23 protein-coding genes are annotated in these 24,240 nt (G+C 40.7%); 19 read left to right on the top strand and 4 right to left on the bottom strand.

The window, feature by feature from the left end; genetic code table 11:
* Window positions 1-109: 109 nt before the first annotated feature.
* Both IV80_RS09565 and IV80_RS09560 read right to left on the bottom strand, forming a co-directional pair.
* Window positions 110-592, bottom strand: coding sequence for a nucleoside 2-deoxyribosyltransferase (locus tag IV80_RS09565; RefSeq protein WP_057752804.1), 483 nt, complete (start codon window positions 590-592; stop codon window positions 110-112).
* Window positions 593-620: 28 nt separating this feature from the next.
* Window positions 621-1,265, bottom strand: a complete 645-nt coding sequence (locus IV80_RS09560; RefSeq protein ID WP_057752803.1) for an NAD(P)-dependent oxidoreductase — start codon at window positions 1,263-1,265, stop codon at window positions 621-623.
* Window positions 1,266-1,422: 157 nt separating this feature from the next.
* Between IV80_RS09560 and IV80_RS09555 the strand changes: the two genes are divergently transcribed.
* The 3 genes from IV80_RS09555 (at window position 1,423) to IV80_RS09545 (ending at window position 4,454) form a co-directional block, all read left to right on the top strand.
* On the top strand, window positions 1,423-2,925 hold the full coding sequence (locus tag IV80_RS09555) for a gluconokinase (RefSeq protein ID WP_057752801.1): 1,503 nt from the start codon (window positions 1,423-1,425) through the stop codon (window positions 2,923-2,925).
* A 75-nt stretch (window positions 2,926-3,000) separates the two neighbouring features.
* Window positions 3,001-3,201 (top strand): PLDc N-terminal domain-containing protein, encoded by a 201-nt coding sequence (locus IV80_RS09550; RefSeq protein WP_057752799.1) that lies wholly within the window; start codon window positions 3,001-3,003, stop codon window positions 3,199-3,201.
* A 212-nt stretch (window positions 3,202-3,413) separates the two neighbouring features.
* Window positions 3,414-4,454 (top strand): oxidoreductase, encoded by a 1,041-nt coding sequence (locus IV80_RS09545; RefSeq protein WP_057752797.1) that lies wholly within the window; start codon window positions 3,414-3,416, stop codon window positions 4,452-4,454.
* On the opposite strand, the gene IV80_RS09540 is transcribed toward IV80_RS09545, so the two are convergent.
* Complete coding sequence (locus IV80_RS09540; protein ID WP_057752795.1) at window positions 4,455-4,715, bottom strand: hypothetical protein; 261 nt, start codon at window positions 4,713-4,715, stop codon at window positions 4,455-4,457.
* A gap of 134 nt (window positions 4,716-4,849) precedes the next feature.
* Between IV80_RS09540 and IV80_RS09535 the strand changes: the two genes are divergently transcribed.
* The 13 genes from IV80_RS09535 (at window position 4,850) to IV80_RS09475 (ending at window position 17,130) form a co-directional block, all read left to right on the top strand.
* Entirely contained in the window at window positions 4,850-5,173 is a 324-nt protein-coding gene (locus IV80_RS09535; protein ID WP_057752793.1) for a helix-turn-helix domain-containing protein, read from the top strand.
* 148 nt (window positions 5,174-5,321) lie between these two features.
* The gene (locus IV80_RS09530; protein WP_057752791.1) at window positions 5,322-6,167 is read left to right on the top strand and encodes a sulfite exporter TauE/SafE family protein; all 846 of its coding nucleotides are present in this window, start codon (window positions 5,322-5,324) and stop codon (window positions 6,165-6,167) included.
* Window positions 6,167-6,568, top strand: coding sequence for a DUF1634 domain-containing protein (locus IV80_RS09525; RefSeq protein WP_057752789.1), 402 nt, complete (start codon window positions 6,167-6,169; stop codon window positions 6,566-6,568). The genes IV80_RS09530 and IV80_RS09525 overlap by 1 nt, the downstream gene beginning before the upstream one ends.
* A 158-nt stretch (window positions 6,569-6,726) precedes the next feature.
* A complete protein-coding gene (locus tag IV80_RS09520; protein WP_057752787.1) occupies window positions 6,727-7,857 on the top strand; it encodes a family 8 glycosyl hydrolase in 1,131 nt (376 codons plus the stop codon).
* 461 nt (window positions 7,858-8,318) lie between these two features.
* Window positions 8,319-10,526, top strand: a complete 2,208-nt coding sequence (gene nrdD / locus IV80_RS09515) for an anaerobic ribonucleoside-triphosphate reductase (RefSeq protein ID WP_057752785.1) — start codon at window positions 8,319-8,321, stop codon at window positions 10,524-10,526.
* Window positions 10,471-11,052: an anaerobic ribonucleoside-triphosphate reductase activating protein gene (nrdG, locus tag IV80_RS09510; protein WP_057752784.1), complete on the top strand. Its 582-nt coding sequence runs from the start codon at window positions 10,471-10,473 to the stop codon at window positions 11,050-11,052. The genes nrdD and nrdG overlap by 56 nt, the downstream gene beginning before the upstream one ends.
* Before the next feature lie 116 nt (window positions 11,053-11,168).
* The gene (locus IV80_RS09505; RefSeq protein WP_083490591.1) at window positions 11,169-11,759 is read left to right on the top strand and encodes a VIT1/CCC1 transporter family protein; all 591 of its coding nucleotides are present in this window, start codon (window positions 11,169-11,171) and stop codon (window positions 11,757-11,759) included.
* Window positions 11,760-11,773: 14 nt separating this feature from the next.
* Complete coding sequence (gene sufC / locus IV80_RS09500; protein WP_057752782.1) at window positions 11,774-12,571, top strand: Fe-S cluster assembly ATPase SufC; 798 nt, start codon at window positions 11,774-11,776, stop codon at window positions 12,569-12,571.
* A 2-nt stretch (window positions 12,572-12,573) separates the two neighbouring features.
* On the top strand, window positions 12,574-13,755 hold the full coding sequence (gene sufD, locus IV80_RS09495; protein ID WP_057752780.1) for a Fe-S cluster assembly protein SufD: 1,182 nt from the start codon (window positions 12,574-12,576) through the stop codon (window positions 13,753-13,755).
* Entirely contained in the window at window positions 13,745-14,983 is a 1,239-nt protein-coding gene (locus IV80_RS09490) for an aminotransferase class V-fold PLP-dependent enzyme (protein ID WP_057752777.1), read from the top strand. Before sufD ends, IV80_RS09490 begins: the two co-directional genes overlap by 11 nt.
* Window positions 14,970-15,413, top strand: a complete 444-nt coding sequence (gene sufU / locus IV80_RS09485) for a Fe-S cluster assembly sulfur transfer protein SufU (RefSeq protein WP_057752776.1) — start codon at window positions 14,970-14,972, stop codon at window positions 15,411-15,413. The genes IV80_RS09490 and sufU overlap by 14 nt, the downstream gene beginning before the upstream one ends.
* Entirely contained in the window at window positions 15,410-16,801 is a 1,392-nt protein-coding gene (gene sufB, locus IV80_RS09480; protein ID WP_057752775.1) for a Fe-S cluster assembly protein SufB, read from the top strand. Before sufU ends, sufB begins: the two co-directional genes overlap by 4 nt.
* Before the next feature lie 8 nt (window positions 16,802-16,809).
* Window positions 16,810-17,130: a metal-sulfur cluster assembly factor gene (locus tag IV80_RS09475; protein WP_057752774.1), complete on the top strand. Its 321-nt coding sequence runs from the start codon at window positions 16,810-16,812 to the stop codon at window positions 17,128-17,130.
* A gap of 220 nt (window positions 17,131-17,350) precedes the next feature.
* Here IV80_RS09475 and IV80_RS09470 read toward each other — a convergent pair whose 3' ends face one another.
* The gene (locus IV80_RS09470; protein WP_057752772.1) at window positions 17,351-19,054 is read right to left on the bottom strand and encodes a hypothetical protein; all 1,704 of its coding nucleotides are present in this window, start codon (window positions 19,052-19,054) and stop codon (window positions 17,351-17,353) included.
* A 276-nt stretch (window positions 19,055-19,330) separates the two neighbouring features.
* Here IV80_RS09470 and IV80_RS09465 point away from each other — a divergent pair, with 276 nt between their 5' ends.
* The 3 genes from IV80_RS09465 to IV80_RS09455 all read left to right on the top strand — a co-directional run.
* Complete coding sequence (locus IV80_RS09465) at window positions 19,331-19,720, top strand: hypothetical protein (protein WP_057752770.1); 390 nt, start codon at window positions 19,331-19,333, stop codon at window positions 19,718-19,720.
* Between the two features lie 764 nt (window positions 19,721-20,484).
* Window positions 20,485-20,979 (top strand): hypothetical protein, encoded by a 495-nt coding sequence (locus IV80_RS09460; RefSeq protein ID WP_057752768.1) that lies wholly within the window; start codon window positions 20,485-20,487, stop codon window positions 20,977-20,979.
* 647 nt (window positions 20,980-21,626) lie between these two features.
* On the top strand, window positions 21,627-24,240 hold a 2,614-nt coding region (locus IV80_RS09455), incomplete at its 3' end, for a BspA family leucine-rich repeat surface protein (RefSeq protein WP_157048837.1).

Raw genomic sequence — 24,240 nt, 5'->3', positions numbered from 1 at the left:
TTCATCTGACAACCACAAAGGGATTATCGCAGCGTTCCCCAGCCTTTTTATTTTCTGAAAAATCTATGATTAGTAAAATACTTAAGAATAAAGCATTTTTTTCGATCGATTAGATCACGTCCAATTTAACATACTTGTTTTTTAAGTTATAAAAATCGTAAGTTGCCAACTGTTGAATATCTTTTTCGCCGTTAAACATAGCCGTGTAACTGCCAGCTAACATTAAATTGATCGAAAGCTGTTCTTGTTTATCAAAGCGAACTAAAAATACCGGTTTTCGTTGTGCAAACGCATAGCCACATTCCCAAATGGTGCCTGTATCAGGTTCATGATTGTCCGCTTCCAGTTCATAATCGAGAATGGCAACGACAACGTCCGCTTGATCAATTTGACGGACATCAGCATTGAACGTCGCCACTTGCCATTCAAATGAGCCAGCAGCTGCATCGGTATATTCATCTTTTCCCGGTAAGAAAATAGCTTCAGAGTTGATCGTAGGATTGGCTTCAAGTAGTTGTTTAACCGCTTGAACACGGTTAGTTTGGCCTTCGCTAAAAAATGGGCCAGCAAGGTAAACGGATTTTGTTTGCATGAATTTCTCCTTAAAGTTGGGGTGTGCTTTACTTGTTACGGACGGTAAAACGTGCCTGACGAACGGTGGGATGTTCGAGTTCATCCAGAATTGCAGCAGCCATGGTGCCTGTTGTAACTACGGATTTTTGGTGTTCATCAAATAATAGCTGATCTTTACCAAGGACATAGTCTGTTTTGGGACCGTCCTCAAAACTCTGAGATGGGGAAACGCCTACCCAGTTTACGTTAGTCACAGTTCTTAGGAAGTTAAGTTCGTGATACTGTGATTCAGGAGTGTCAATCCAATCTTGAGAATTGGGAATTTGTTTGAGTTGATCAACTAAAAGACCTTTTTCTGTCTGAAGACTACCGCCACCCAGAATAAACAAAATTCGGGGAGTTTGGGTGCCTCTCAAAAGATGGATCAAGTGAACGGCCAAATCAATATGTTGATAAGCAAGATGCTTGCCCAAGGGAACGGAAAAGGCATTCACAATGGCGTCAAGGCCATTAAAATCATGTTTTGTTAACGCGAACGCATCTTTTTCAATGATGGTCACTTTATCGCCGAATAGGGTCTTTGCCTTAGCAGCACTGCGGACAAGTACTGTCACTTGATGACCTCGACTAAGAGCTTCATTGACAATTTTTGAACCGGCCTTGCCTGTGGCACCAATCACACCAATTTTCATAATGAACAATCCTTTCTTATTCTTGTGACCAATTTTGACTGGCACAATGTCATTTTTCGATTACAATTAAAATTATAAAGCAAATGAAGCACGAATGTTAGTAATTAATTTGGTCCCCTTTGGTCGGATTTAGCTTCAAAGGGTCGAGGAGAAGAACATGCACGCAATAATTGGGGTAGATATCGGAACAACCAGTACTAAAACGGCACTTTTTGATCAGAACGGTCATTTACTCACAAAAACGATGGAAACTTATCCGCTTTATCAAACACTTCCTGGATATGCGGAGGAAGATCCAGATGAAATTCTGGCAGTAGTCATGCGCGGAATAGCGCAAATGATGGCCTTTGCGAAAGCAAAAAGTTATCCAGTGAGTGGCGTATCGTTTTCGGCAGCTATGCACAGTCTTATATTAATGGATAGTCAAAACCGACCGTTAACTCGTGTGATTACTTGGGCTGACAATCGAGCGATTAAACAAAGTGAGGCGTTACAAAAAAACGGAATAGCACAAATACTCTATAAGAAAACGGGCACACCTAATCATCCTATGACGCCACTCACAAAGATTATCTGGTTTCGTGAGGAACGACCAAACTTGTTTGCCCAAGCTCAAAAATTCATCGGTATTAAGACATATGTCTTTTATAAATTGTTTGGGCAATACGTGGCAGATTACGGCCTGGCTTCGGCCACAGGGCTGTTCAATTTAAAAACGATGACCTGGGATGACCAAGCACTGAAGATAGCGGGAATTTCTCAAGCCCAGCTCCCACGATTAGTGGCGACAGAAACGATTTTTTCAGGAGTAACAGCGAAAGTTGCTCAAAAAATGCAAGTGTCCGGTAAGCTCCCGTTTATTGTTGGCAGTAGTGACGGCGCGTTAGCTAATTTAGGCGCGGGCGCCACCAAAACGGACCAACTTGCAGTAAGTATTGGCACAAGTGGTGCGGTGCGCATGGTGGTAGATCATCCAGTTTTGGATCCCAAAGGAAACTTATTTTGTTATGTGTTAGGTAAGGACCGATGGATTATTGGCGGTCCCGTTAACAACGGCGGCATTATTTTGCAGTGGGTTCAGGAACAGTGGTTAAAAAAACAACCTAGACTAACTTATCCTGAACTAATGAATTTGGCGAGTCAGTCAGTTCCAGGCGCGCACGGCTTAATGTTTTTGCCATATTTGGGTGGCGAACGTGCTCCAATCTGGAACGCAGATGCCCGTGGCAGTTTCTTAGGCTTAACAAGACAACATACCCAGGCCGATCTCGTGCGTGCCGTTTTGGAAGGCATTATCTTAAACCTTTGTGTGGTCAAACAAATGATTGAAAAGCTGACGGGGCCTATTCATGGGGTTAAAGCTACAGGAGGATTTGCCCAAGCGAGTTTGTGGGTGCAAATCTTGGCAGATTGCTTTGATCAATCAATTGAGGTCGTTGATGGGTCGACTGGAACTGCACTTGGAGCAGCCACGATGGGATTTGATAGCTTGAAAATTCACTTTTTACAAGATAGAACGTCAGGTAGTCAGGTGTGGCACCCTAATTTGACAAATGTAAAACGATATCAAGATTTGATGCCAATATGGCAGCAATGCAGTCAGCTTTTAATTCCGGAGTATCAAAAAATGGCTGCTTTTCAACACAAATATAATTGTTAAGAACATTTGTTGCGAACGCTTTCAAAGTGGTTCATACTAGCTTTATAGTAAGAAAAAAATATGAGGAGCGTGACCATGATGAAAGGTAAATCTATGAAAAAGGCTTATTGGCCATTAGTTGTCTTAGGTGGTTTAATTCAACTGTTTGCTTTGATTGATATTTTGAAAAGTCATGATTTTAAACGGGGTAGTAAACTTATCTGGAGTATTTTAGTATTTGTTTTACCGCCATTTGGTGCGCTATCTTATTATGGATTCGGTAAAATCAGAGATTAATCAGAAGATGAGAATATTTCCAAAGGCGTTTGGTTAGCAAGCGCCTTTTTTGATAGAAAAAAATACGGCAACCGTGTTATTGCGGAAACCAGCCAATTTAAGGGAAGAGTTAAAAATTTAGCTGAACAATACAGGAGAGAGTGTCTATCTCGGTTGAAAACGATTTCTCACTCGCTTATGATAAAGTTACGAACAAAAAGGAGATTGATGATATGAGTTTAAAAATGGCCATTATTGGTTTTGGCAAAAGTACCAACCGGTATCATTTGCCCTATTTAAAACAGCGTAAGAACATTGAAGTGAAATATATCTATAATCATCGGCGGCATGAAGATCGTGAGACACAATATGCCGGGTTGGGCATTCGCTTCACGACTGACTTAAATGAAGTTTTAAATGATGACGAGGTACAACTGGTCACAATTTGTACGCCAGCAGACACCCATTTTGATTATGCCAAACAGGTTTTGGAACATGGTAAAAACGTGTTAGTAGAAAAGCCATTTTGTAAAACTGTTATGGAAACTAAGCAGCTACTCACATTAGCCAATCAGCGACATTTAATTGCGATGCCTTACCAAAATCGCCGATTTGATAGCGACTACTTGACACTAAAAGAAGTGCTTGACCGTGGTTACGTGGGTGAACCTCTGGAAATTGAATCTCATATGGATAAATACCGGCCGGATAAAGCCATCCATACGGGTGATAAAATCAATGGCACATTCTATGGGTTGGGGATTCACATGCTAGATCAAATGGTGGCTATTTTTGGTCGCCCACAGGCCGCGGCTTATGATATTCGTACGATTCAAAATGAAGAAAGTACCCTAGATGACTATTATCAAGTCGATCTACATTATGGCAAATTAAAAGTCACCGTCAAAACGAATCCGTTAGTGGCTGCACCATACCCACGATTTATTGTGCACGGGACCAATGGCTCTTACCTAAAATACGACATTGACCAACAAGAAAATGATCTCAAATTGGGCATTATGCCGGGTGACACTCACTTTGGTCAAGATACACCAGACAAATACGGCCGTGTGAAGTACCATAATCAAAACGGTGACTGGATCGAAAAACAAATTCCATCTTTGCAAGGCGATTATGGACGAATTTATGATTCTTTATGTGACAGTATTTTGAACGGAAAAGAAAAGTTGGTAAGTGATGCCCAAACCCTACTAGATATCAGTATCCTTGAAAGTGGTATTCAACAACCGACACCTAGTGTTGTGCATTTCTAGTTAAGCGCTGTGAGAAAAATTAGCTAAACGAGAGTTAGCTTGAACCATGAATTTAGTGACCACAAATTGATGACGAGCGTTTGGATGACCATATACAGCAATCCGTGAATTTTGGTCGGCTAAAGCTAAAAAATTTAAGGCGTGCTGATGGATTAAACAATTTATTTTTTGACCTGTGGAAACTGTGAGTTCAAAGCGAACAAGTGGTGTGAGATTAAGAACCTTAATTGGTGATGTAATGCGTCCTGACAACTGTTTCATGATAAAAACCTCCTCGATAAATCTTATTATACGAACGTACGTTCTGATTGTAAAGTCCCTTTTGTAATTTAATAAACACCTTTCTTTACTTATATTCTTATAGTCATCATAATTAAATTGAAAGGGTGATGACGATGGAGTTACAAAGTGAGATTTATCAAAACCGACGGCGCCTGAAGTTGTCGCAGGCTGATTTAGCGCAGCGGGTGGGAGTAAGCGAACAGGTTATTAATCAATGGGAGCAAGGTCTTCAATATCCGACAGTTGAAAATTTAATTGATTTGAGTAATTTATTTGAGATTAGCTTGGACCAGTTGATTAGAGGCAAGGGCCAACTGGCTTTCACTGAAATGCCAACGCGGCAGCCGTTGACTGTGTGGGATTTTTTAGCCCGTTATTGGTGGCTCATTTTTGCAGCTGCGGGGTTCGTATTTTGGGCTCTCAGTCGATTCTCGTAAGTTTAGTGTGTGTTGAAAATTAAATAAGTAGTAAAATTGCCTTGAATGACTAAGTTCTAGTTGTTCAAGGCTTATTGATTGTTTAGGTGATTTCTTTTACTATTAGTAAAGTAGTTTTCGTCAAAAATATGGGGAGAGGAAGAAGCTCATGATAAACACGATCTTATTGCTAGTTGTAGTGGGACTAGCGGCTGGAATTTTTGGAGCCATTTTTGGAATTGGTGGTGGCATGATTGTGACGCCAATTTTGACGCTTTTAATGGGCCTTGATATTAAATACGCGATTGGAGCCAGCATTATTTCTGTAATTGCTACAAGCTCCGGGGCCACAGTTGCTTACTTAAAAGATGATATGCTGAATTTACGGGTTGCAATGTTTCTCGAAATTGCCACAACGGTTGGTGCCATTGTAGGTGCCATTTTGACTGGTGTGCTGCCTTCTATGGTATTATATATGCTTTTTGGCTTACTTCTTTTATTTTCCGCTTGGAATATGTTTCGTAAAATGCGGGCAGGAAAAGAGACTAGTGAGGCCATTCAAGCAGATTCGTTATCCACAAAGCTAAAATTAAATGGTAGTTATTATGATAACGCGGTGGACAAACAGATTGATTATCAGGTATCGAATGTTCCTGGTGGATTTGCGATGATGTTAGGTGCTGGGCTAGCAAGTGGTTTGCTTGGAATCGGTAGTGGCGCTTTTAAAGTGATCGCAATGGATACCATTATGAAAATGCCACTTAAGCCTTCTAGTGCCACCAGTAATTTAATGATGGGGGTGACGGCGGCTGCAAGTGCCACCGTTTACTTCTTTAATGGTTCCATTCGCCCAGAAATTGCGTCGCCTTTGGCAATTGGTATTTTGGTTGGCGCAACCTTAGGCTCAAAAATAATGAAGCATTTGCGGGCACGTGTGTTGCGGATGATTTTTATTCCAATTCTGTTTTATATTGGTCTCCAAATGTTTCTTAAAGGATTCGGGGTGACCATCTAATGGCTCAAAATAAAAAAACAAGCTCAGATGAAGAATTAAAACGCGTGGAAGAAATGAATCAGATTGAACTCATTATTGGTCAAGTTTTACGAATTGGTGTACTGGTTTCTGCAGTTGTGATCCTTTTGGGATTAATTATGATTATCGTAACTGGTAAAACTGGTTACGCGGCCAATCTATATCCCACTACAGTTAATGCAATTTTGTCTGGAATTGTTGAATTACGTCCCTTCGCCATTGTCATGTTGGGCTTATTCTTGTTAATCTTGACTCCCGTTTTACGAGTGGTGGTCTCCATTTATGCTTTCGTAAAAGAACAGGATCGTCTCTACGTCTGGATTACGACGTTTGTGTTGATCATTTTATTGATTGGGATGTGGATTGGCTATTCGGGAAAATAATAAGTTGTTGATTTTAAAAATGGTATAATAAAAGTCCTTGGCAGGGGCATCTTTAAACAAGCAGTCATGACTATTTGTGATCGCTTGTTTTTTTAACCATACACGCAAAAGAGGCTTATAATAAAACTGGAAATAGTCAAAGAAGGGAGTTCATTAAGGTGAAACGAAATAAATTATGGCTGGCTGTATTAAGCGTCCTTGTGCTAATGGGACTATCGATTACCGTGATAAATACACACACAGTTTCGGTCCAAGCCAAAACAAGCCATGCGGTCACTTTATATAATCAGTGGAAGAAGGCTTATGTGGCAGGTAAATCGCAGAAGTATGTGAAGAACAATAATGGTTCAGGTCAAGTGTATGCAACCTCTGAAGGTCAGGGGTATGGCATGCTGGCGACGGTATTGGCGGCAAAAAAGGGTGCTAATACGCATACTACATTTAATCAAATGTACAGCTATTATCGTGCGCATCGCATCTCAAGCAAAAACCCGCTGATGACTTGGCGACAGGCTAAGCGTTCGGGCAAACTGAAGAGTGTTGGATCTGAAAAGAATAGTGCAACAGATGGTGATTTAGATATTGCTTATTCGTTAATTTTGGCGGATAAAAAATGGGGCAGTAAGAAAACTAATTATCGTGCCGCAGCTAAATCGTTGTTAAAAGCGATTAAGGCTAAAGAAATCAATAAGACGACTTATTTACCAAAGATGGGTAACTGGGCAACAAACAGTTATGATCAAAGTAAGTTACGGACTTCAGACTTAATGACGGGCTATTTTAAAACTTTTGCAAAGTACACCAAGGACAAGACTTGGAGTAAAGTGGCCAGCCGAAGTCAATCTGCTGTGAAAAAGATAAGTGCACGACATAAATCAGGACTTTTCCCTGATTTTATTCGCGTAAGAGGCAAGAGCCTTAAGTTATCAGCCTTTAAAGCTTATCAAATCGAAGGGGCAAGTGATAATCAGTATGGGTACAATGCTTGTCGCATGCCATTCAGATTGGCGCAGACGTATAAAATTTCGAAAGATAAGACCACAAAAGCTGCTTTGAAGAAACAATTGAATTTCTTTAATAAGCGTAAAAAGGTAACTGCTGTTTACACATTGACGGGACATGCCGTAAATAGTTATCAAAATACGGCATTTACAGCGCCAGTCAATTTTGCGGCTAAGACGATGGGCTACAAGAATTTAACAAAACGTACAAGCAAACAATTGCCAAAGTCAATTGAGAAACGAAACTATTTCTCAGCAAGTTTGGAAGTTGTGACGGCTTTACAGTAGATAACAATTAAACTTTTAGAAACAGCGCATTAAAAAATAGAGCGATTGGAGAAATTTCTTTCTTCAATTGCTCTATTTTTGTGATCTAAAGGAATTGGACGTGAAAGCTATTAGTAAGAGAACAGCTAGTTATGTTGGACATTTATTGGGGATTGTTACTTCAAAATGTGATTTTACCATTTATTTTTGATGGATTGAGCTGGCTTTTTCACTTTCATTTCAAGTACTTTTGCAATCGCTAACATTAAAAATGAATTCGAAAAATTTTTTTGACTTTACAAAACGCGCTATGACAGTGTTACCAAATTTACTTGTAAAAATTACTAAAAAAATCATACACAAATGAATCTAAATGAGCTACCATATATAGTATGCCAGTTAGGCAAAATCACAACTGATTGTGGTATTTTACTTACTTAAACACAATAATAGATAAAATATAAAGCAGTAGGAGGTACAAGATGATATCAATAATTAAGGACGAATTGGAACTATTACGTGATATCCCTGTTCAAAAACGGGATGGTGAAATCACTAAATTTCATCCCTATAAGCTAAAATTTAGCCTGTCAAAAGTTTTGGCGGATGAGGACAAGCAAGCCGAAATATATGCCGTTTTATATACGCATTTTAAAAACCAAAAACAAATTGAAACAAAAGAAATTCACGAGGTGATTGTGGCGCAATTACGAGAATTGCACTTGGATAGCGCCGCACAAAGCTATCAAGATTACTTTTTAGCAGCACAACACAAATTTGAAGATGCCACGAATGTGCAAAAACGAATTGAAAAAGTTTTTAATCGTGATGCGCAGGTCGTCCATGAAAATGCCAACAAAGACAGTACCATTTTTAATACCCAACGTGATCTTGAGGCAGGAGCTGCTAGTCGAGCAATGGGATTAAAAATGTTACCCGAGTTAGTTGCCAAAGCACATTTACGTGGGGATATTCATTGGCACGATCTAGATTATTCGCCTGTGACGCCAGAAACTAACTGTTGTTTAATTGATTTTGACGGCATGCTAAAAAATGGCTATAAGATCGGTAATGCGGAAGTTTCTTCGCCGCGTTCAATTCAAACAGCCACTGCGCAAATGGCACAAATCATTGCCAACGTAGCTTCTTTACAATATGGTGGTTGTTCCGCTAACCGAATTGACCAATTACTGGCGCCATACGCACGGCTGAACTACGAGAAGCATTTGGCAGATGCCCAAAAGTGGGTGGCGGCCGATAAACGGGAAGATTATGCCAAAGCAAAAACTAAAAAAGATATTTATGATGCGATGCAAGCCTTAGAATATGAGATTAATACCTTGTATTCCTCACAGGGCCAAACGCCTTTTACAACCGTTAATTTCGGCTTGGGTACTAGTTGGATTGAACGTGAGATTCAAAAATCCATTTTAAAAATTCGGATTCAAGGTTTGGGAACAGAGCATCGCACCGCCATTTTTCCTAAGTTAATTTTCACTTTAAAACGTGGTCTTAACCTAAAACCGGGAGATCCTAACTATGATGTAAAAGAACTAGCAGTTGAATGTTCAACCAAACGAATGTATCCCGACTTACTCATGTATGACAAAATTAAAGAACTTACCGGTAGTTTTAAAACACCCATGGGATGCCGCTCTTTTCTACAAGGGTGGAAGGACGAAAACGGTAAAGAAGTGAATTCAGGCCGTATGAATTTGGGTGTGGTGACGTTGAATTTGCCACGCTTAGCACTTGCTGCCAATGGTGATGAAAAGTTGTTCTGGGAAATTTTTGAGGAACGAATGACGCTTTGCCATCAAGCTTTAGCTTATCGTATCGAACGAACTAAGCAGGCTCAACCTAAGAATGCGCCATTATTATATATGTACGGGGCATTCGGCAAACGGTTACCCGCCGATGGAAATGTGGATGAATTATTCCGGAACCAACGCGCCACAGTATCGCTAGGTTACATTGGGTTGTATGAAGTTTGTACCGTTTTCTATGGCCCAGACTGGGAGAAAAACGACCAAGCCCACGCCTTTGCAGAAAAGGTGGTACGCGCCATGCGACAAAAATGTGATGAATGGGCAAATGAGAGTGGGTATCACTACAGCTTATATTCCACACCAGCTGAATCACTAACGGATACTTTTTGTCGAGATGACATTGCTAAATTTGGCAAAGTCGAAAATGTGACGGATAAGGAATATTACACAAATAGTTTCCATTACGATGTGCGTAAACATCCGACACCATTCGATAAGTTAACTTTTGAACAGGATTTTCCTAAGTATGCTTCAGGGGGCTTTATTCATTATTGTGAATATCCAAATTTAACTCAAAATCCGAAAGCTTTAGAGGCCGTTTGGGATTGGGCCTATGATCATGTGGGGTATTTAGGAACAAATACTTCAATTGATAAGTGCTTTAAATGTGGGTTTAAAGGTGAATTCAAGGCAACTGCCCGAGGTTTTCAGTGCCCACAATGTGGAAATCACGATCCCCAATTTTGTGATGTGGTTAAACGAACTTGTGGCTATCTTGGAAACCCACAACAACGCCCAATGGTTCACGGACGTCATGTTGAAATAGCATCACGACGAAAAAATTTAACAACGGAGATGATCGAAAATGCAGCCAAAAACGCACGGGCCAAACAATCCGACTCCCAAAGAGTGGTTGGCTAAAGATTTAAGCCTCCAGTATATTGCAGATTATAAGGCCTTTAACTTTGTAGATGGGGAAGGTGTGCGGTGCAGCTTGTATGTGAGTGGTTGCCCCTTTCATTGTCCAGGCTGTTACAACGTGGCGGCGCAAAATTTCCATTATGGGAAACCCTATACGCAGGATTTAGAAGATCAAATTATTGCGGATTTGAGTCAAGATTATGTTCAGGGCTTAACTTTGTTGGGTGGCGAACCGTTTTTGAATACGCAAGTTTGTATCCGTATTTGTAAACGTGTCCGCAAAGAGTTCGGGCATACCAAAGACATTTGGTCTTGGTCTGGATATACATGGGATGAACTTCTAAAAGATTCTGATGACAAATTAGAGATGTTATCATTGATCGATATTTTAGTGGATGGCCGTTTTCTTGAAGCGCAAAAAGATTTAACGTTGCAATTTCGCGGTAGTGCCAACCAGCGCATTATCGATGTGCCAAAATCTTTAGCCACAAAACAAGTTGTCATTTGGGATAAGTTGAAACGTTAGAAAACGACAAGTGATGTGCATGGAGATTGATACCTAAAAATTTTCATGCATTTTTTCTCGGCTTTTTGAAATAACTGAGTGAATGGAGTAAGTAAATGATCGAAATTTGAAGAATAATGGGAACCAAAAAATTACATTTTTGGGATAGCTTAAATGTGATTCGTGCCGGCCTATTGGGAGCTAATGATGGCATCATCTCGGTTTCGGGTATCGTTTTGGGGGCCGCGGCTGCTGATTTGAATCCACACACTCTGTTCGTGAGCGGAATATCTGGAATGCTAGCCGGAGCCTGTTCCATGGCGGGCGGCGAGTACATTTCGGTCAGTGCTCAAAAAGAAGTACAGCTAAGTCGGCTGGATAGTCAAACAGCTACTGAAGCTAATTTTGCGCAGTCTGGGATGTACAAAACTAAGATTCATGAGATTGATCTTTTGAATCCGCTGCACGCCGCGGCAGCCTCATTTGTTTTCTTTTTGTGTGGTGCCGTGATTCCCTTGCTGGCGATTACCTTGTCTGCCAGCACTTGGCGGGTGACGAATACGGCGTTAGCTATGGTTCTGGCACTCACGTTAAATGCAATCGTGGGATATCGGCAGGCAGAGACACCGACTTATCGTGCGGTTCTTCGCAACGTTGCGGTCGGAATTTGTACAACATTGGTAACTTATACCATTGGCGCCATATTAGGAGTAGCTGGTGCGGCATAAAGGAGCAGATTAATATGGAAACTTTAGAAATTAAGGATTTGCATGTCAGTGTAAAAGACGATGACACGCAAAAAAGTAAAGAGATTTTAACTGGCGTAAATTTAGTGATGCATACGGGCGAAGTTCACGCCATCATGGGACCAAATGGGACAGGCAAATCTACTTTATCAGAGACAATTATGGGCAATCCGCACTATCAGGTCACTCAGGGAGATATTTTACTGAACAATGAAAGTCTGTTAGAGAAGCCGGTGGATGCCCGGGCACGTGCTGGGCTATTTTTAGCGATGCAGTATCCCGCGGAGATAAAAGGTATCACGAATATGGACTTTCTGCGTGCCGCTATCAATGCGCGGCGACCTGAAAAACAGCCGATTGCAATCAAAGATTTTTTGGCACAACTGGATGAAGCACTGAGTATTCTTAATATGACGGAGGATATGGCAGCCAGATATTTGAATGAGGGCTTTTCAGGTGGCGAACGGAAACGAAACGAAATCTTGCAATTATTGATGATTAAACCGACTTTTGCTATTTTAGATGAACTGGACTCTGGGTTGGATATTGATGCTTTACAGGTGGTTTCCAAAGGTGTCAATCATGTGATGGGACCTAACTTTGGCACATTGATGATTACCCACTACAAGCGGATTTTGAAGTACATTCATCCAGATCAAGTCCACGTCATGATGGGCGGTCGGATTGTTAAATCAGGGGATGCCAAGCTGGCTGACCGCTTAGAAGATGAGGGGTATGCCGGCTTACGTGATGAGCTAGGCATTCATGTGAATTTAGTTGATTCGGAGGTCTAAGGATGCTAAAAACAACCACAGAATCGCTACTGACTACTAGATTTCCCAATGAACCCGCGTGGTTTACGGATCTGCGAAAACAGGCGTTACAAAAATTAAGAGTCACGAAAGATCCACGGTTTGCCAAAGTCAATTACATCAATTGGGGATTGGGCGAATTGCAGGCGCCGGTGCAGCCGAAAAGGCCCATAAATAAACCAAGTTCGGATGCTTATATTTACTGTTCGTTAGCAGAAGCGTTACAGCAACATGAAAAATTGTTAAAAACTTACTTTATGAAAAGGGCAATCACCGATTGGGCCGATCGGTTAATTAGTTTCAGTACGGCCTACATGAATTGCGGGAATTTCATCTATTTACCGGCAAATACTAAGCTAACGGCCCCAATTTTTGTAAACCAAATTGAACATGGTCCACATGCCGCAGAGGTTAGTCACAACTTCATCATTATGGACAGGGGCGCTCAAGCCACCATTTGTGTCATGGATGAGGCTAGGCAACCAACTGAGACGAAACACCGCGTTTCAGAAATTGTGTTGGAAGAAAATAGTCAGTTGAACCTGGTGAATATCGATGCTTTTACAAGTAAAGCAGCTTATATCAATCGTCAGGCATGGATTGGTGAAAATGCAAAATTAACATGGACAATTGGGTCGTTTAGTTCCGGTAATGTGTTAGCAGAAATGAATGCAGAATTAGTTGGCAGGCGATCTGTGGCTACCATTAATAATGGGGCCATCACGGTCGGCAAGCAAACACAGGGAATGAATACCCAAGTTACCAATTTTGCACCGCATTCAATTGGTAACATTAGGCAACGCGGGGTCATTATGGATCAATCTCGTTTGGTTTTTAATGGTATTGGCAAAATTATCCATGGGGCCCATGGGACTATTGCCCAACAGGAAAATCGGGTTTTAATGTTATCAGACCAAGCAAGTGGGGATGCCAATCCCATTTTGTTAATCGATGAAAATGATGTGGTGGCCGGCCATGCAGCGAGTGTGGGGCGATTAGACAAAAAGCAATTGTATTATCTCATGAGTCGCGGGCTGTCTAAGCCGATTGCTAAGAAACTCGTGGTGCGCGGATTTATTGGAACTTTTGCCAAGGAAATTACGCATTCACAAATTCGCAAAAAATTCCAGGATGTTTTAGAAAGAAAGTTAGCTCATGACAATTAAACGTGAAACACTTAGAAAAGATTTTCCCATACTTGATCGTAAGGTGAACGAAGAACCCTTACTTTATTTGGATAATGCGGCAACTTTACAAACTCCCAATCAGGTGTTAAAAAAAATTACCGAATTTTATCAAAAGTCGCATGCAAATGTGCACCGTGGGGTCTATACCTTGGCACAAGAGGCAACCCAAGCTTATGAACAAGTTCGTGAACAGGTCGCCGCTTTTATTCATGCGGCGAATGCACATGAAATTGTGTATACCCGATCCACAACGGAAAGCTTGAATTTGGTTGCCAGTAGTTTTGGTGAATTAGTCGTTCAGGAAGGCGACGAAATTTTACTAACGATTATGGAACACCACAGTAACTTGATCCCATGGCAACAGCTTGCTAAGCGAAAAAAAGCCATTTTGAAATACGTGCCTTTAACAGTTGACCAGACCTTGGATGTGCATGCTTTTAAACAACAGTTGACAGAGAAGACCAAAATTGTCGCCTTGGCACAGACTAGTAATGTTTTAGGGGTGACGAACCCGGTTAAGAAACTTGTTGAACTTGCCCATCAGCAGCACGCTTATGTGGTGGTGGATGCGGCACAAACTGTGGCGCATCATGCGCTTGATGTACAAGATTTAAATGTCGATTTCTTGGCATTTTCGGGTCACAAAATGGGGGCACCAACGGGAATCGGCGTTTTGTACGGCAAATCAGAGCTGTTAAAGGCAATGCCCCCTATTCAATTTGGCGGTGAAATGATTGAAAATGTCACCAAAACGACCGCAACGTGGCAACCAGCGCCCTGGAAATTTGAAGCTGGGACCCCCAATATCGGAGGTGTGATCGGTTTGGGAGCAGCCATTGATTACCTGAATCACTTAGAAATGTCTTGGATTGCAGCCACAGAGAAAAAATTAATGATGCACCTATTACCCGAATTACAGAAAATTGAGGGACTTACCATTTATGGACCACAAACTGTTGAGCGACATGAAGGCATTGTCACCTTTAATTTAGCGCATATTCATCCGCATGACGTAGCAACTGGTCTGGATATGTTAGGTGTTGAGGTGCGCGCCGGACATCACTGTGCACAGCCTTTAATGGCAGCCTTGGGCGTTGAATCAACGGTTCGAGCGAGTTTGAGCTTTTACAATTCGATTGCCGAAATGGATCGTTTTGTCTATGCTTTAAAAATGGTAAAGGAGTTTTTCAATCATGAGTCTGAATAAGCTAAATCTCCTTTATCGAGCAGTGGTTTTGGACCATGCCCAGCATCCGCATCATAAAGGGGAAATCTCACAAGTTACACAAAAAGTCACGTTACATAATCCTTCATGCGGAGATGACATTCAGGTATTTATCTGCGTGGCACAAAATCAAATTAGTGAAATTTCGTTTGAGGGACAGGGATGTACCATTTCCCAGGCATCTGCCAGCATGATGACCGACGTTTTGCAGGGAAATTCGGTTTCACAGGCCTTGTCACAGTGTGAGGCGTTTTTTGCCCTTACCATGGGAAAAGCAATTGCAGAAAATCAAAAAGAGGCGTTAGGGGATGCGGCTGTGTTGGGAAGCCTGGCCGAATTTCCGATGCGAATTAAGTGTGCCACTTTAGCCTGGCATGCAGCTAAGATGGCATTGGAGGGAACATTGAAATGAGTAGCAACACTTCAGAAGCGTATGAATATGGGTTTCACGATGACGTAAAACCAGTGTTTTCAACCGGGAAAGGCCTAAGTGAAGCTATCATTCGCCAAATTTCGGCCGAAAAACACGAGCCGGAGTGGATGTTAGCCTATCGATTGCGCGCGTATCGTATTTATCAAAAGTTGCCGATGCCTAAGTTTGGGCCTAAGCTCGATGATCTTGATTTAAAAAATATGTTGTATTATCAAAAAGCCTCGGATAAAAAGTATCGTAATTGGGATGAAGTGCCAGCCACCATCAAGAAAACCTTTGATCGTTTGGGCGTGCCGCAAGCTGAAAGGCAATATTTGGCGGGTTCTTCGGCGCAATATGAGTCGGAAGCTGTCTATCACAACATGCGTGAAACGTTTAAAAAGCAGGGCATCCTTTTTACAGACACTGATACAGCGTTGCAAAAATATCCAAAACTATTTAAAAAATGGTTTGGCAAACTGATTTTACCGACTAATAATAAGTTTGCCGCATTGAATGCGGCTGTGTGGTCGGGAGGCACCTTTTTATATGTCCCCAAGGGTGTTCAAACACAAATTCCAGTACAAGCATACTTTCGCATTAACGCGGCCAATTCAGGTCAATTCGAACGGACCTTAATTATTGTGGATGAGGGTGCTCGGATTGATTACGTGGAAGGTTGTACGGCACCTAAGTATGATACTGACAGTTTACATGCCGCTGTAGTAGAAGTTAACGTTTTGAAAGATGCCTATTGCCGCTATACCACCATTCAAAATTGGTCAACCAATGTGTACAGTTTAGAAACTAAACGGGCACAGGCATTGGAAAATGCGACGATGGAATGGGTGGACGGCAATTTGGGATCTAAGACTACCATGAAGTATCCTTCGGTTTATTTAAATGGACGAGGTGCGCGAGGCACCATGCTCTCCATTGCGGTGGCCGGTAAACATGTGGATCAGGATACAGGTGCGCAAATGATTCATAATGCACCTGACACGTCTTCTTCAATTGTGTCGAAGTCAATCGCGAAAGACGGTGGCATTGTGGATTATCGGGGGAATGTGAAATTTGGCCGAGATTCGGCAGGCTCCTTTGCCCACGTAGAGTGTGATACCATTATTATGGATGATCAATCGTCCAGTTATACCATTCCGTATAACGAAATTCGTAACAGCGAGGTGTCGATGGAACACGAAGCCAAAGTTTCCAAAATTTCCGAAGCACAACTTTATTATTTGATGAGCCGTGGGATTCCAGAACGAAAGGCAACGGAAATGATTGTGATGGGTTTTGTGGAGCCTTTTACCAAACAACTACCGATGGAATATGCAGTAGAGTTGAATCGCTTGATTAGTTTTGAGATGGAAGGCGCGATTGGTTAGGAGGAGAAATGGTGTGTAAACAAAGTGAAAGTTTTGAGACACAAGCCTATCAGGCGTTAGGAAAAGTGATCGATCCGGAAATCGGGGTGGACTTAGTCAGTTTGGGTTTAATTTACGGTGTGACCTGTGACCAAAAAGGGGTGTGCACAGTGACAATGACCTTAACCATGATGGGGTGCCCCTTAACGGATGTTTTGAATCAAGCCATTACCCAGGCTGTGCAAGAACTACCGGGGGTGCAAACCGTCAAAATTAATTTGGTTTGGGAACCCATGTGGACCATTGATAAAATGAGTCGTGAAGCTCGGGTGCAGTTGGGTATGTGGTAAGACAATCCTGATCGAACATTGACTTATGAAAAATAGAAAAGGGCTGGGAAGTTTTCCCAGTCCTTTTCTTGTTTCCGAACTTTAATGGTCAAAATTTGAGGAAAAAGGTTGATTTCTTCGCTTAGCTTCGGAATCCGACGATTCAAAGAAGGACGCATGCGATTTCCTAAGCTACACGAAGTTAAAACACTGTTTTCCACTAGCTTTAAAGCTAGAAAATTTAGTTTAAGTTTAAATTCGTGAATTTTTCCACGTTTCCGACGGATTTACCGTTTACGACATAAGCCTTAATGCGGACCTTATCTCCGTTTTGGGTTAATAATGCCTTTTGAAAATCATCACCATCTACTGTATAAACAGTGTGACTGCCTGAAAGTGTAAACAATAGGTCTTGATTACTCCCTTTGGTGACTAAAGCAGCTCGGTCAACTGTGCCAGTGATAGTTTTGAGCTTAGTTCCAGCAGTATTGCCAGCACTGGCACCACTATCAACTAATGCCTGCCGGAAATTGTCCACAGCCTCATTGGCATTATTACCAGTGGCATGAACCGACTGATCGGCCGCGTCTATATAGTAGTAACCACGGAAAGCACTAGTACTATCTAAGATGGAAAGGACCCAAGTAGGTTTGCCATTAATGTTATAAATGACTGGCATAGAAGACTTCCACTGCTGAGCCTTATAGTTGTTATCCGCGTTGTTACGTGCGCCATCGGAATCCATGATCCCGTGGGTTTTGTAGTAAATTAATTGACCAGTGCGGGCATTAATCATGGAATAGCCTAGCGCACTATCTGCATCTGAGCGTGGATTGGTAAAATCTGTAAAGTATTGGACACGTCCTTGCCGATCAAACGTGGAAATGACCTCACTATTTGTTGGAACCTGAATGCCAGTTTTGCTGAGATGCATGTTTAACCAACCGCGTTGATATTTGCCGTAAGCCGTGTTCATGTAGTCGGCTACATCTGAAGTGATTCCCTCATCAATCCATTTAGGTAAATTTTTCAAAGTATATAAATTAGTTTTTCCGGTAACGGCATTGACAGCGATGACATGTAATTTTGAATAATTGATCCGATGACTTAAGGCCATAGATTTATAGGTAGTTTCGATGTAATACGGGGTGCCATTTTCGTCAACTTCAAGTTGTGGTTCACTATTATCGGCCACTAACCATTGCGGATAGTCTTGATAAATGTGACGTTGCGCATTGTTATTAAAGTAACTGGCATTGGTGTATTTCATCGACTTACGCACAAATTTAGGTTCGGCACTCACCGAGGTAGCATCAATAATAAAATAACCTGGTGTGCGTTGTTTGGCTGACAGGTATTTAAAGAAACCGTCGAATTCAACGGGGGCAATGTAAACGGGCTTACCGTGATAGTACTGAGCTTGAATATCACCTAAGTGAAAATATTGAGAGTTCGGCACATCACTCATATTTTTATTCATCCGGTTTTTCACCGTTTTGGGTGAAAGTGCAACCGGCGTGACACCCCGTTTGAAAGTAGGCGCAGCTTTACTAGAAACTTTTTTGGTTTGAATACTTTTGGCGACTGATTTGACCGAAAAAGTTGAATGTGCCTCTCCACCAGCCACAACAATTAGCAGAACGGTTAATAGACCACCTGCTGCCACGCTAGTTTTGAAAAAACTTGAATGGGTTGTGACTTTGCATAAAAAGTACAGGGCAACTAAGGTGACAGCCCCCCAGATTAAATTGGCGCCAAGTAGTGAAAGTGGATTACGAGAAGGCAACCAAGCATAGGTTTGAATGGCCTTTAAAATAAGTAGAATTACTAAAATCCAAAGGCCGTTAGTCACGACGGTACGGCGATCAGAGTGATCGGCAGTGACAATAAAACCGGCCCAGATAAATAAAGAAGCTAAAAAACTGAGTAAAATTATATATACCATTGATACATACCTCCAAAGTCTGTTGATCAATAACGACACAACCTACTCTTAGCATCTCATATGCGAGCGATTACGTCACTAGTTTTTAATAAACTTCTGAAATTAGAAGTTTGCCTAGCATAATGAAGTTGCAAATGAAGCGTTTACATTAGCAAAACTATTATACTACAAGCGAGGATGGAGGCTTACAATAATTAAATTTAAGTACAAACTCAATTGGTTTATGTTAGTGAATATCTTTGTTGAAGTACTAACTGTGCTTTTTTAGGGAAAAGTATGCAGACTCAGATTTCAACGTTAATTAACTTTTGGGACCGACCGGTTTATTCTATTAATGTTATAGCCGGTGATCAAATTAATTCACTGATTGCGATTCTGATCGTTTTCTTTCTAGCTCAAGTCTTAATTGGTCTGGTAAGTTTGCATCTGTGTCGTAAAATTGTGAATGATTTTGAGTTTCGAATTCCAGCTTTTTTAGATTTTTTAAATATTAAATTATTTAATTTATCCTTAGCTGATGGCGTGGTTATTTGGCTCGCAATTCAATCTTGTTCATTTGTGCTAATTGCGTTTGAGTTGTTAAATGCTGCTTCTGATTTTGCATTTATTCTATTTATTGTGGGCACTGTAGCAGTGAATGTGGGGATGCATCGTAAACTTAGTTAATTTTTGGTGAATAGAGTTTAAGTAAGATTTGGGCTATGGCAGTAGTCTGAATCTTTTTTTCAGCATTTAAAAAGATTTTTTACTACTGGCCACTTTTTGGTTTTTATTTCCAATTGAGAAGAAAAATCAGCATCATTAACAGAAATCCGATGATAAACATACTAACGGCCAATAAAATAAATCCTCCAAGTTTTTTCATAGTTACCTCTCCTTTCAATTCAAATTGTACAACTTGCATATTTAAACAGATTTGATTTAAAACCGATTAATTCTTAATTATAATCAATAGTTTTTAGACTTAGAAGAAAAATAGAAAATTTTGCCCTGGTAACAATAAAAAACGGCTTTTAAGTGAGCTAAGACATCAGGGGGTAAACTTTTTTCAGTTTAAAGCTTGTGAAACAGACAACTATGTAAATGCGTAGTTATCTACAATACGCTATAACGCTAACGAAAGCGTAAATGATGGTGCATATGTCAAAAAGTAGTAAAAATCAGTAACATAATATATAGCATAGATACGCCTCCAAAGTTTGTGAATTAATAAGATTGTAACAACCTATGCCTAGGATCTCACATGTAAGCGATGGCATCACTCTTTTTTGTGGTTATTTGTAATTTTGCGACCTCATATAAGCTAGATTTAGGATGAAAGTAAAATCAGAAGTTGGCTAATTTTAAAATAGCTAGTATAATAAGGGTGTTAATAAAGCGCTTACATATGAAGCGAAATGAAAAAGCAAGGGTGAGAACGGAGGCCTATGATGATTAAATTCAGATATAAACTCAGCTGGTTGATGTTAGTCAATATTTTTGTGGAAGTGTTAACAGTTGTTTTTCTGGGGAAAACGCTCACGACGCAGATTCCTACGTTAACTGATTTTTGGGGGCGTTCCGTAAATGTCATTACGGTGATGCCTGGCGATCAGGTCAACTCACTGATCGCAATTTTGATTGTCTTTTTCCTCGCACAAATTTTGATTGGGTTGGTAAGTTTACATCTGTGCCGGAAAAAGGTTAGCAACTTTGAGTTTCAGTTACCGGCATTTTTAGACTTTTTGAATATTAAATTATTCAATCTTTCGTTAGCAGATGGTCTCGTTGTTTGGTTAGTCATGCAGTCGTGGACGTTTATTCTGATTGCGTTTGGCTTAGAGACGGTGGCTTCTGGCTTGGCAATTGTTGCAAACTTTCTGTTTATTGCGTTTATTGTGGGTACTTTGGTGGTCAATCTAGGCACACACCGTAAGTTGAGCTGAGATGATAGGACAAAAAATGAAAGATAAATTTACAGCATGAAGGTTGAAAAAGTCATTTTTCAACCCTTTTCTTTTCTAAATAGTTCTCAGACTTGCCAGCTTTATTAGATTTGCCATGAGAAGAAAAATTGTAAATTATTATACAGGGTTAACGATTCGCATTCTGAAGAATAGTTCTATGTAAAGGCTGCCTTACCTAGAACGACACATTATGCTAAAAATAGGTAATTTATAGATAAGGAGACATTCAGATAGTAATTATTTATCCTTGCGAAACCGGTTTCTATCGTCTATATTAAAGGTGTATAATTTGATTCTTATTTTAGGGTGAAATGCAGCAATAAGGTAAGAAAATACACCAGTAAAGTTGTGCCACAAAGTTAGTTACATAGTTTTAAAGGTGATTGTACCCTACATATCAAGGCTTTGTAGGAAGTGTTCACTTGAAATTTTATTAATATGTTTATGGAATTAATCACTAAAATCAAAAAGGAAAAATAGGGATGACGTCCGTAAACATAAATATACCAATTTTAATACAAACCAGTGATAATTTTAATTAGTAGTGTTTGGAATAAAATTGATGATTCAGGAAACTTCAAAATTATGGGTTTATATAGAGTCATAGTTGTCAGGAGGCTACAAAAATGAATGAGACTCAGCAAAAAAAACGTTTGAAATTATTAAGGGATGAGAGCCAATTAAAACGACATTACAAAATGTTCAAAACTAACAAGGGTTGGCTTGTAGCGGCTATTTCTTTGCTGATTTTTAGTGGCGGTGTTGCCTTCAATCAACCGGTTGTTCATGCGGAAGAAGCCACAACGACCTCTGTTTCCGAAAGTAGTGTGACCTCTGATGCCAGTTCGGTAAGTAGCGTAAAGTCAGAATCCACTTCAGCTGCCAGTGTGGCTACTACTGCCAGCTCAACAGAAAGCACTGCAGTTGGCTCTGAACAAAGTAGCAGCGCAGCGGCAAGCAGTAGTTCTGCTTCGAGTGCCGTATCAAGTGTTAGCAAAGAGACAAGTTTGGCGACTAGTGTTACCACCAAAATTGCCAAGTCTTCAAGCACAGATTCTGTGACTAATTCAGCTACATCACTTAGTTTAAGCAGTGCATCAAGTTCGGATGCGACTAGTTCGAATACGAGTTCTGCCGCAAACACTTCAGGAAATCAGACTTCAAGTGCAACTTCACAGGTAGCTTCGAGCGCAGTGACGAGTGGTGCTTCCAATTCAAGTTTGCGTTCTGCTTCTAGTTTGAACTCAAATTCAAACACTGAGTCGGCCTCAAATTCTGCCTCGAATGCGTCTACAAGTTTAAGTTCTTTTGCAAGCGATGCCAGTCAATATGTAAATGGTGAAACTTTAGTAGACCCGACTGCAGAAGACATTGCTAACGCAGAGGCTGCCGGAAGTGCTGTATATGCAGCAACAGGTGAGAGCCAGTCATTTAGTACGGTATCTGCTGCAGCTGTTAGTGAGGCTGCCAGCTCGAGTGCAGTGGCTAGTTCTGCTGCGGCTGACACGGTGAATTTTTGGACTCCCGGAAGTGACGTTAACGCAAATGCGAATACTGGAACATATGGTGGTGATCTAAAAAATTATGTCTACACAGGTGATCCATTTGCTTCTACTGTGGATGGAACTGTAGATATAGTTGCTAAAACTCCGGTAGTAGCTAAGGGTATTTATGGTACGGTAAAGTGGTACATTTCAGACGGTGTACTGCATTTAGGAGCAGGTACACCGATAGCATCAAATACTAGCAAAGCTGCTAATCCTCAATTACCTTTAAACTTGGTTTCACCTTGGAAACAGTATCAGTCAGAGTTTACAACTATAAGTATTGATGGAAAAATCACTTTAAAAAATGGTAATTCATACTTGTTTGGGTCATTAGACCAAACAACCGCTATAACTGGTGCGGAAAATTTGGATTTTTCTTCCGCAACGGATATTACTGGTATGTTCAGGGGCACAACAAAGTTATTATCAATATCGGGTACTGGATTGGGTACCGGATCTTGGAATATGTCTTCAGTTACGTCAGCTTCGTCGATGTTTTTAAATGATTCAGCATTACTAACGTTGGATGTTTCTAATTGGGGGATGAATAGTGCAACTTCATTTGCTTCTATGTTCCTTGGTGCAAAAAGCTTAACTACAATCACAGGAATTGAAAATTGGACTACTAATTCTTTAAACAATACCTATGCTATGTTTGATGGTGCAACAAGCTTGCAGTCGTTGGATCTTTCAAAGTGGAATACAAGTCTTGTCACTTCAATGGCGTATATGTTTAGAAATAACACTTCGTTAAATTCACTTAATGTTTCAAATTGGAACACTTCGAAACTAGTTAATGGTGTTGACAAAAATGGGAATCCTTCTAACGGAATTGAAAATATGTTTAGCGGTGCTAGTTCCATTAAGCAATTGGATTTGAGTTCTTGGAGTACAAGTGCTCTTACAAGCATGACAAATGTTTTTAGTGGTATGACTTCGCTTAAGCAAATTACCTTTGGTTCAGGGTTTGTGACTACTAACGTAACAGGAGGTTCTGTTGCTTTACCAAATACTACTTCAACAACAAAATGGGTTAACGTGGGAAGTGGGACTACAGCTAAGCCACAGGCAAGCACCGTAATCACTGCCTATCCCGGAACAGGAGCCGATACTTATGTATTGAAAACAATTGCTTCTGCGACATTGAGTAGTCCAACGGTTACTTATAACGGTAAAAACGCTAGTGAAGCGGCGGGATTGACGGCTACGGTAGGTAGTAAGGTTATTCCTTTAAGTAGTAAAGATGTTGTAGTTACTAAGAATTCTGCAGCCGTTAACTCGACTGGATATAAGTACACCTTAAATTCAACTGGAATTCAGACAGTGTTGACTGCATTGGGCACAGATTATATTTTATCATCGGCCAATGTTACTCCAGGTAAGATTATTATTGCTAAAGCGGCAGCCACTGGTAGTTTGACCTTAGATTCAACTGGAAAGACGTATGATGGTAACGAAGTCAGCGTTAAGCCAACGATCAGCTTTACCACCAATGATGGTTCACCAGCACCAAGTTATATCTTACAAGCTGGGGACTACGAAGTCGTTGATAATGGTTCGGCAGTCAAAGACTACACGGTTCAATTAACGGCAGCCGGAATCAAGAATATTGAAGCGAATATGAACTACACGTTTGATTTAAGCAACGCGACCGCAAAGTATACAATTAGTGCGGCCACAGGGACGATTCAGT

Origin of the sequence: Pediococcus cellicola (assembly GCF_001438655.1) — a bacterium.
GTDB lineage: Bacteria > Bacillota > Bacilli > Lactobacillales > Lactobacillaceae > Pediococcus > Pediococcus cellicola.
This window is presented reverse-complemented; position numbering and strand designations above follow the sequence as displayed.

Coding starts and splice junctions, on each gene's coding strand:
- IV80_RS09565 (WP_057752804.1), bottom strand. CDS start 592: ATGCAAACAAAATCCGTTTACCTTGCTGGCCCATTTTTTAGCGAAGGC.
- IV80_RS09560 (WP_057752803.1), bottom strand. CDS start 1,265: ATGAAAATTGGTGTGATTGGTGCCACAGGCAAGGCCGGTTCAAAAATT.
- IV80_RS09555 (WP_057752801.1), top strand. CDS start 1,423: ATGCACGCAATAATTGGGGTAGATATCGGAACAACCAGTACTAAAACG.
- IV80_RS09550 (WP_057752799.1), top strand. CDS start 3,001: ATGATGAAAGGTAAATCTATGAAAAAGGCTTATTGGCCATTAGTTGTC.
- IV80_RS09545 (WP_057752797.1), top strand. CDS start 3,414: ATGAGTTTAAAAATGGCCATTATTGGTTTTGGCAAAAGTACCAACCGG.
- IV80_RS09540 (WP_057752795.1), bottom strand. CDS start 4,715: ATGAAACAGTTGTCAGGACGCATTACATCACCAATTAAGGTTCTTAAT.
- IV80_RS09535 (WP_057752793.1), top strand. CDS start 4,850: ATGGAGTTACAAAGTGAGATTTATCAAAACCGACGGCGCCTGAAGTTG.
- IV80_RS09530 (WP_057752791.1), top strand. CDS start 5,322: ATGATAAACACGATCTTATTGCTAGTTGTAGTGGGACTAGCGGCTGGA.
- IV80_RS09525 (WP_057752789.1), top strand. CDS start 6,167: ATGGCTCAAAATAAAAAAACAAGCTCAGATGAAGAATTAAAACGCGTG.
- nrdD (WP_057752785.1), top strand. CDS start 8,319: ATGATATCAATAATTAAGGACGAATTGGAACTATTACGTGATATCCCT.
- nrdG (WP_057752784.1), top strand. CDS start 10,471: ATGCAGCCAAAAACGCACGGGCCAAACAATCCGACTCCCAAAGAGTGG.
- IV80_RS09505 (WP_083490591.1), top strand. CDS start 11,169: ATGGGAACCAAAAAATTACATTTTTGGGATAGCTTAAATGTGATTCGT.
- sufC (WP_057752782.1), top strand. CDS start 11,774: ATGGAAACTTTAGAAATTAAGGATTTGCATGTCAGTGTAAAAGACGAT.
- sufD (WP_057752780.1), top strand. CDS start 12,574: ATGCTAAAAACAACCACAGAATCGCTACTGACTACTAGATTTCCCAAT.
- IV80_RS09490 (WP_057752777.1), top strand. CDS start 13,745: ATGACAATTAAACGTGAAACACTTAGAAAAGATTTTCCCATACTTGAT.
- sufU (WP_057752776.1), top strand. CDS start 14,970: ATGAGTCTGAATAAGCTAAATCTCCTTTATCGAGCAGTGGTTTTGGAC.
- sufB (WP_057752775.1), top strand. CDS start 15,410: ATGAGTAGCAACACTTCAGAAGCGTATGAATATGGGTTTCACGATGAC.
- IV80_RS09475 (WP_057752774.1), top strand. CDS start 16,810: ATGGTGTGTAAACAAAGTGAAAGTTTTGAGACACAAGCCTATCAGGCG.
- IV80_RS09470 (WP_057752772.1), bottom strand. CDS start 19,054: ATGGTATATATAATTTTACTCAGTTTTTTAGCTTCTTTATTTATCTGG.
- IV80_RS09465 (WP_057752770.1), top strand. CDS start 19,331: ATGCAGACTCAGATTTCAACGTTAATTAACTTTTGGGACCGACCGGTT.
- IV80_RS09460 (WP_057752768.1), top strand. CDS start 20,485: ATGATTAAATTCAGATATAAACTCAGCTGGTTGATGTTAGTCAATATT.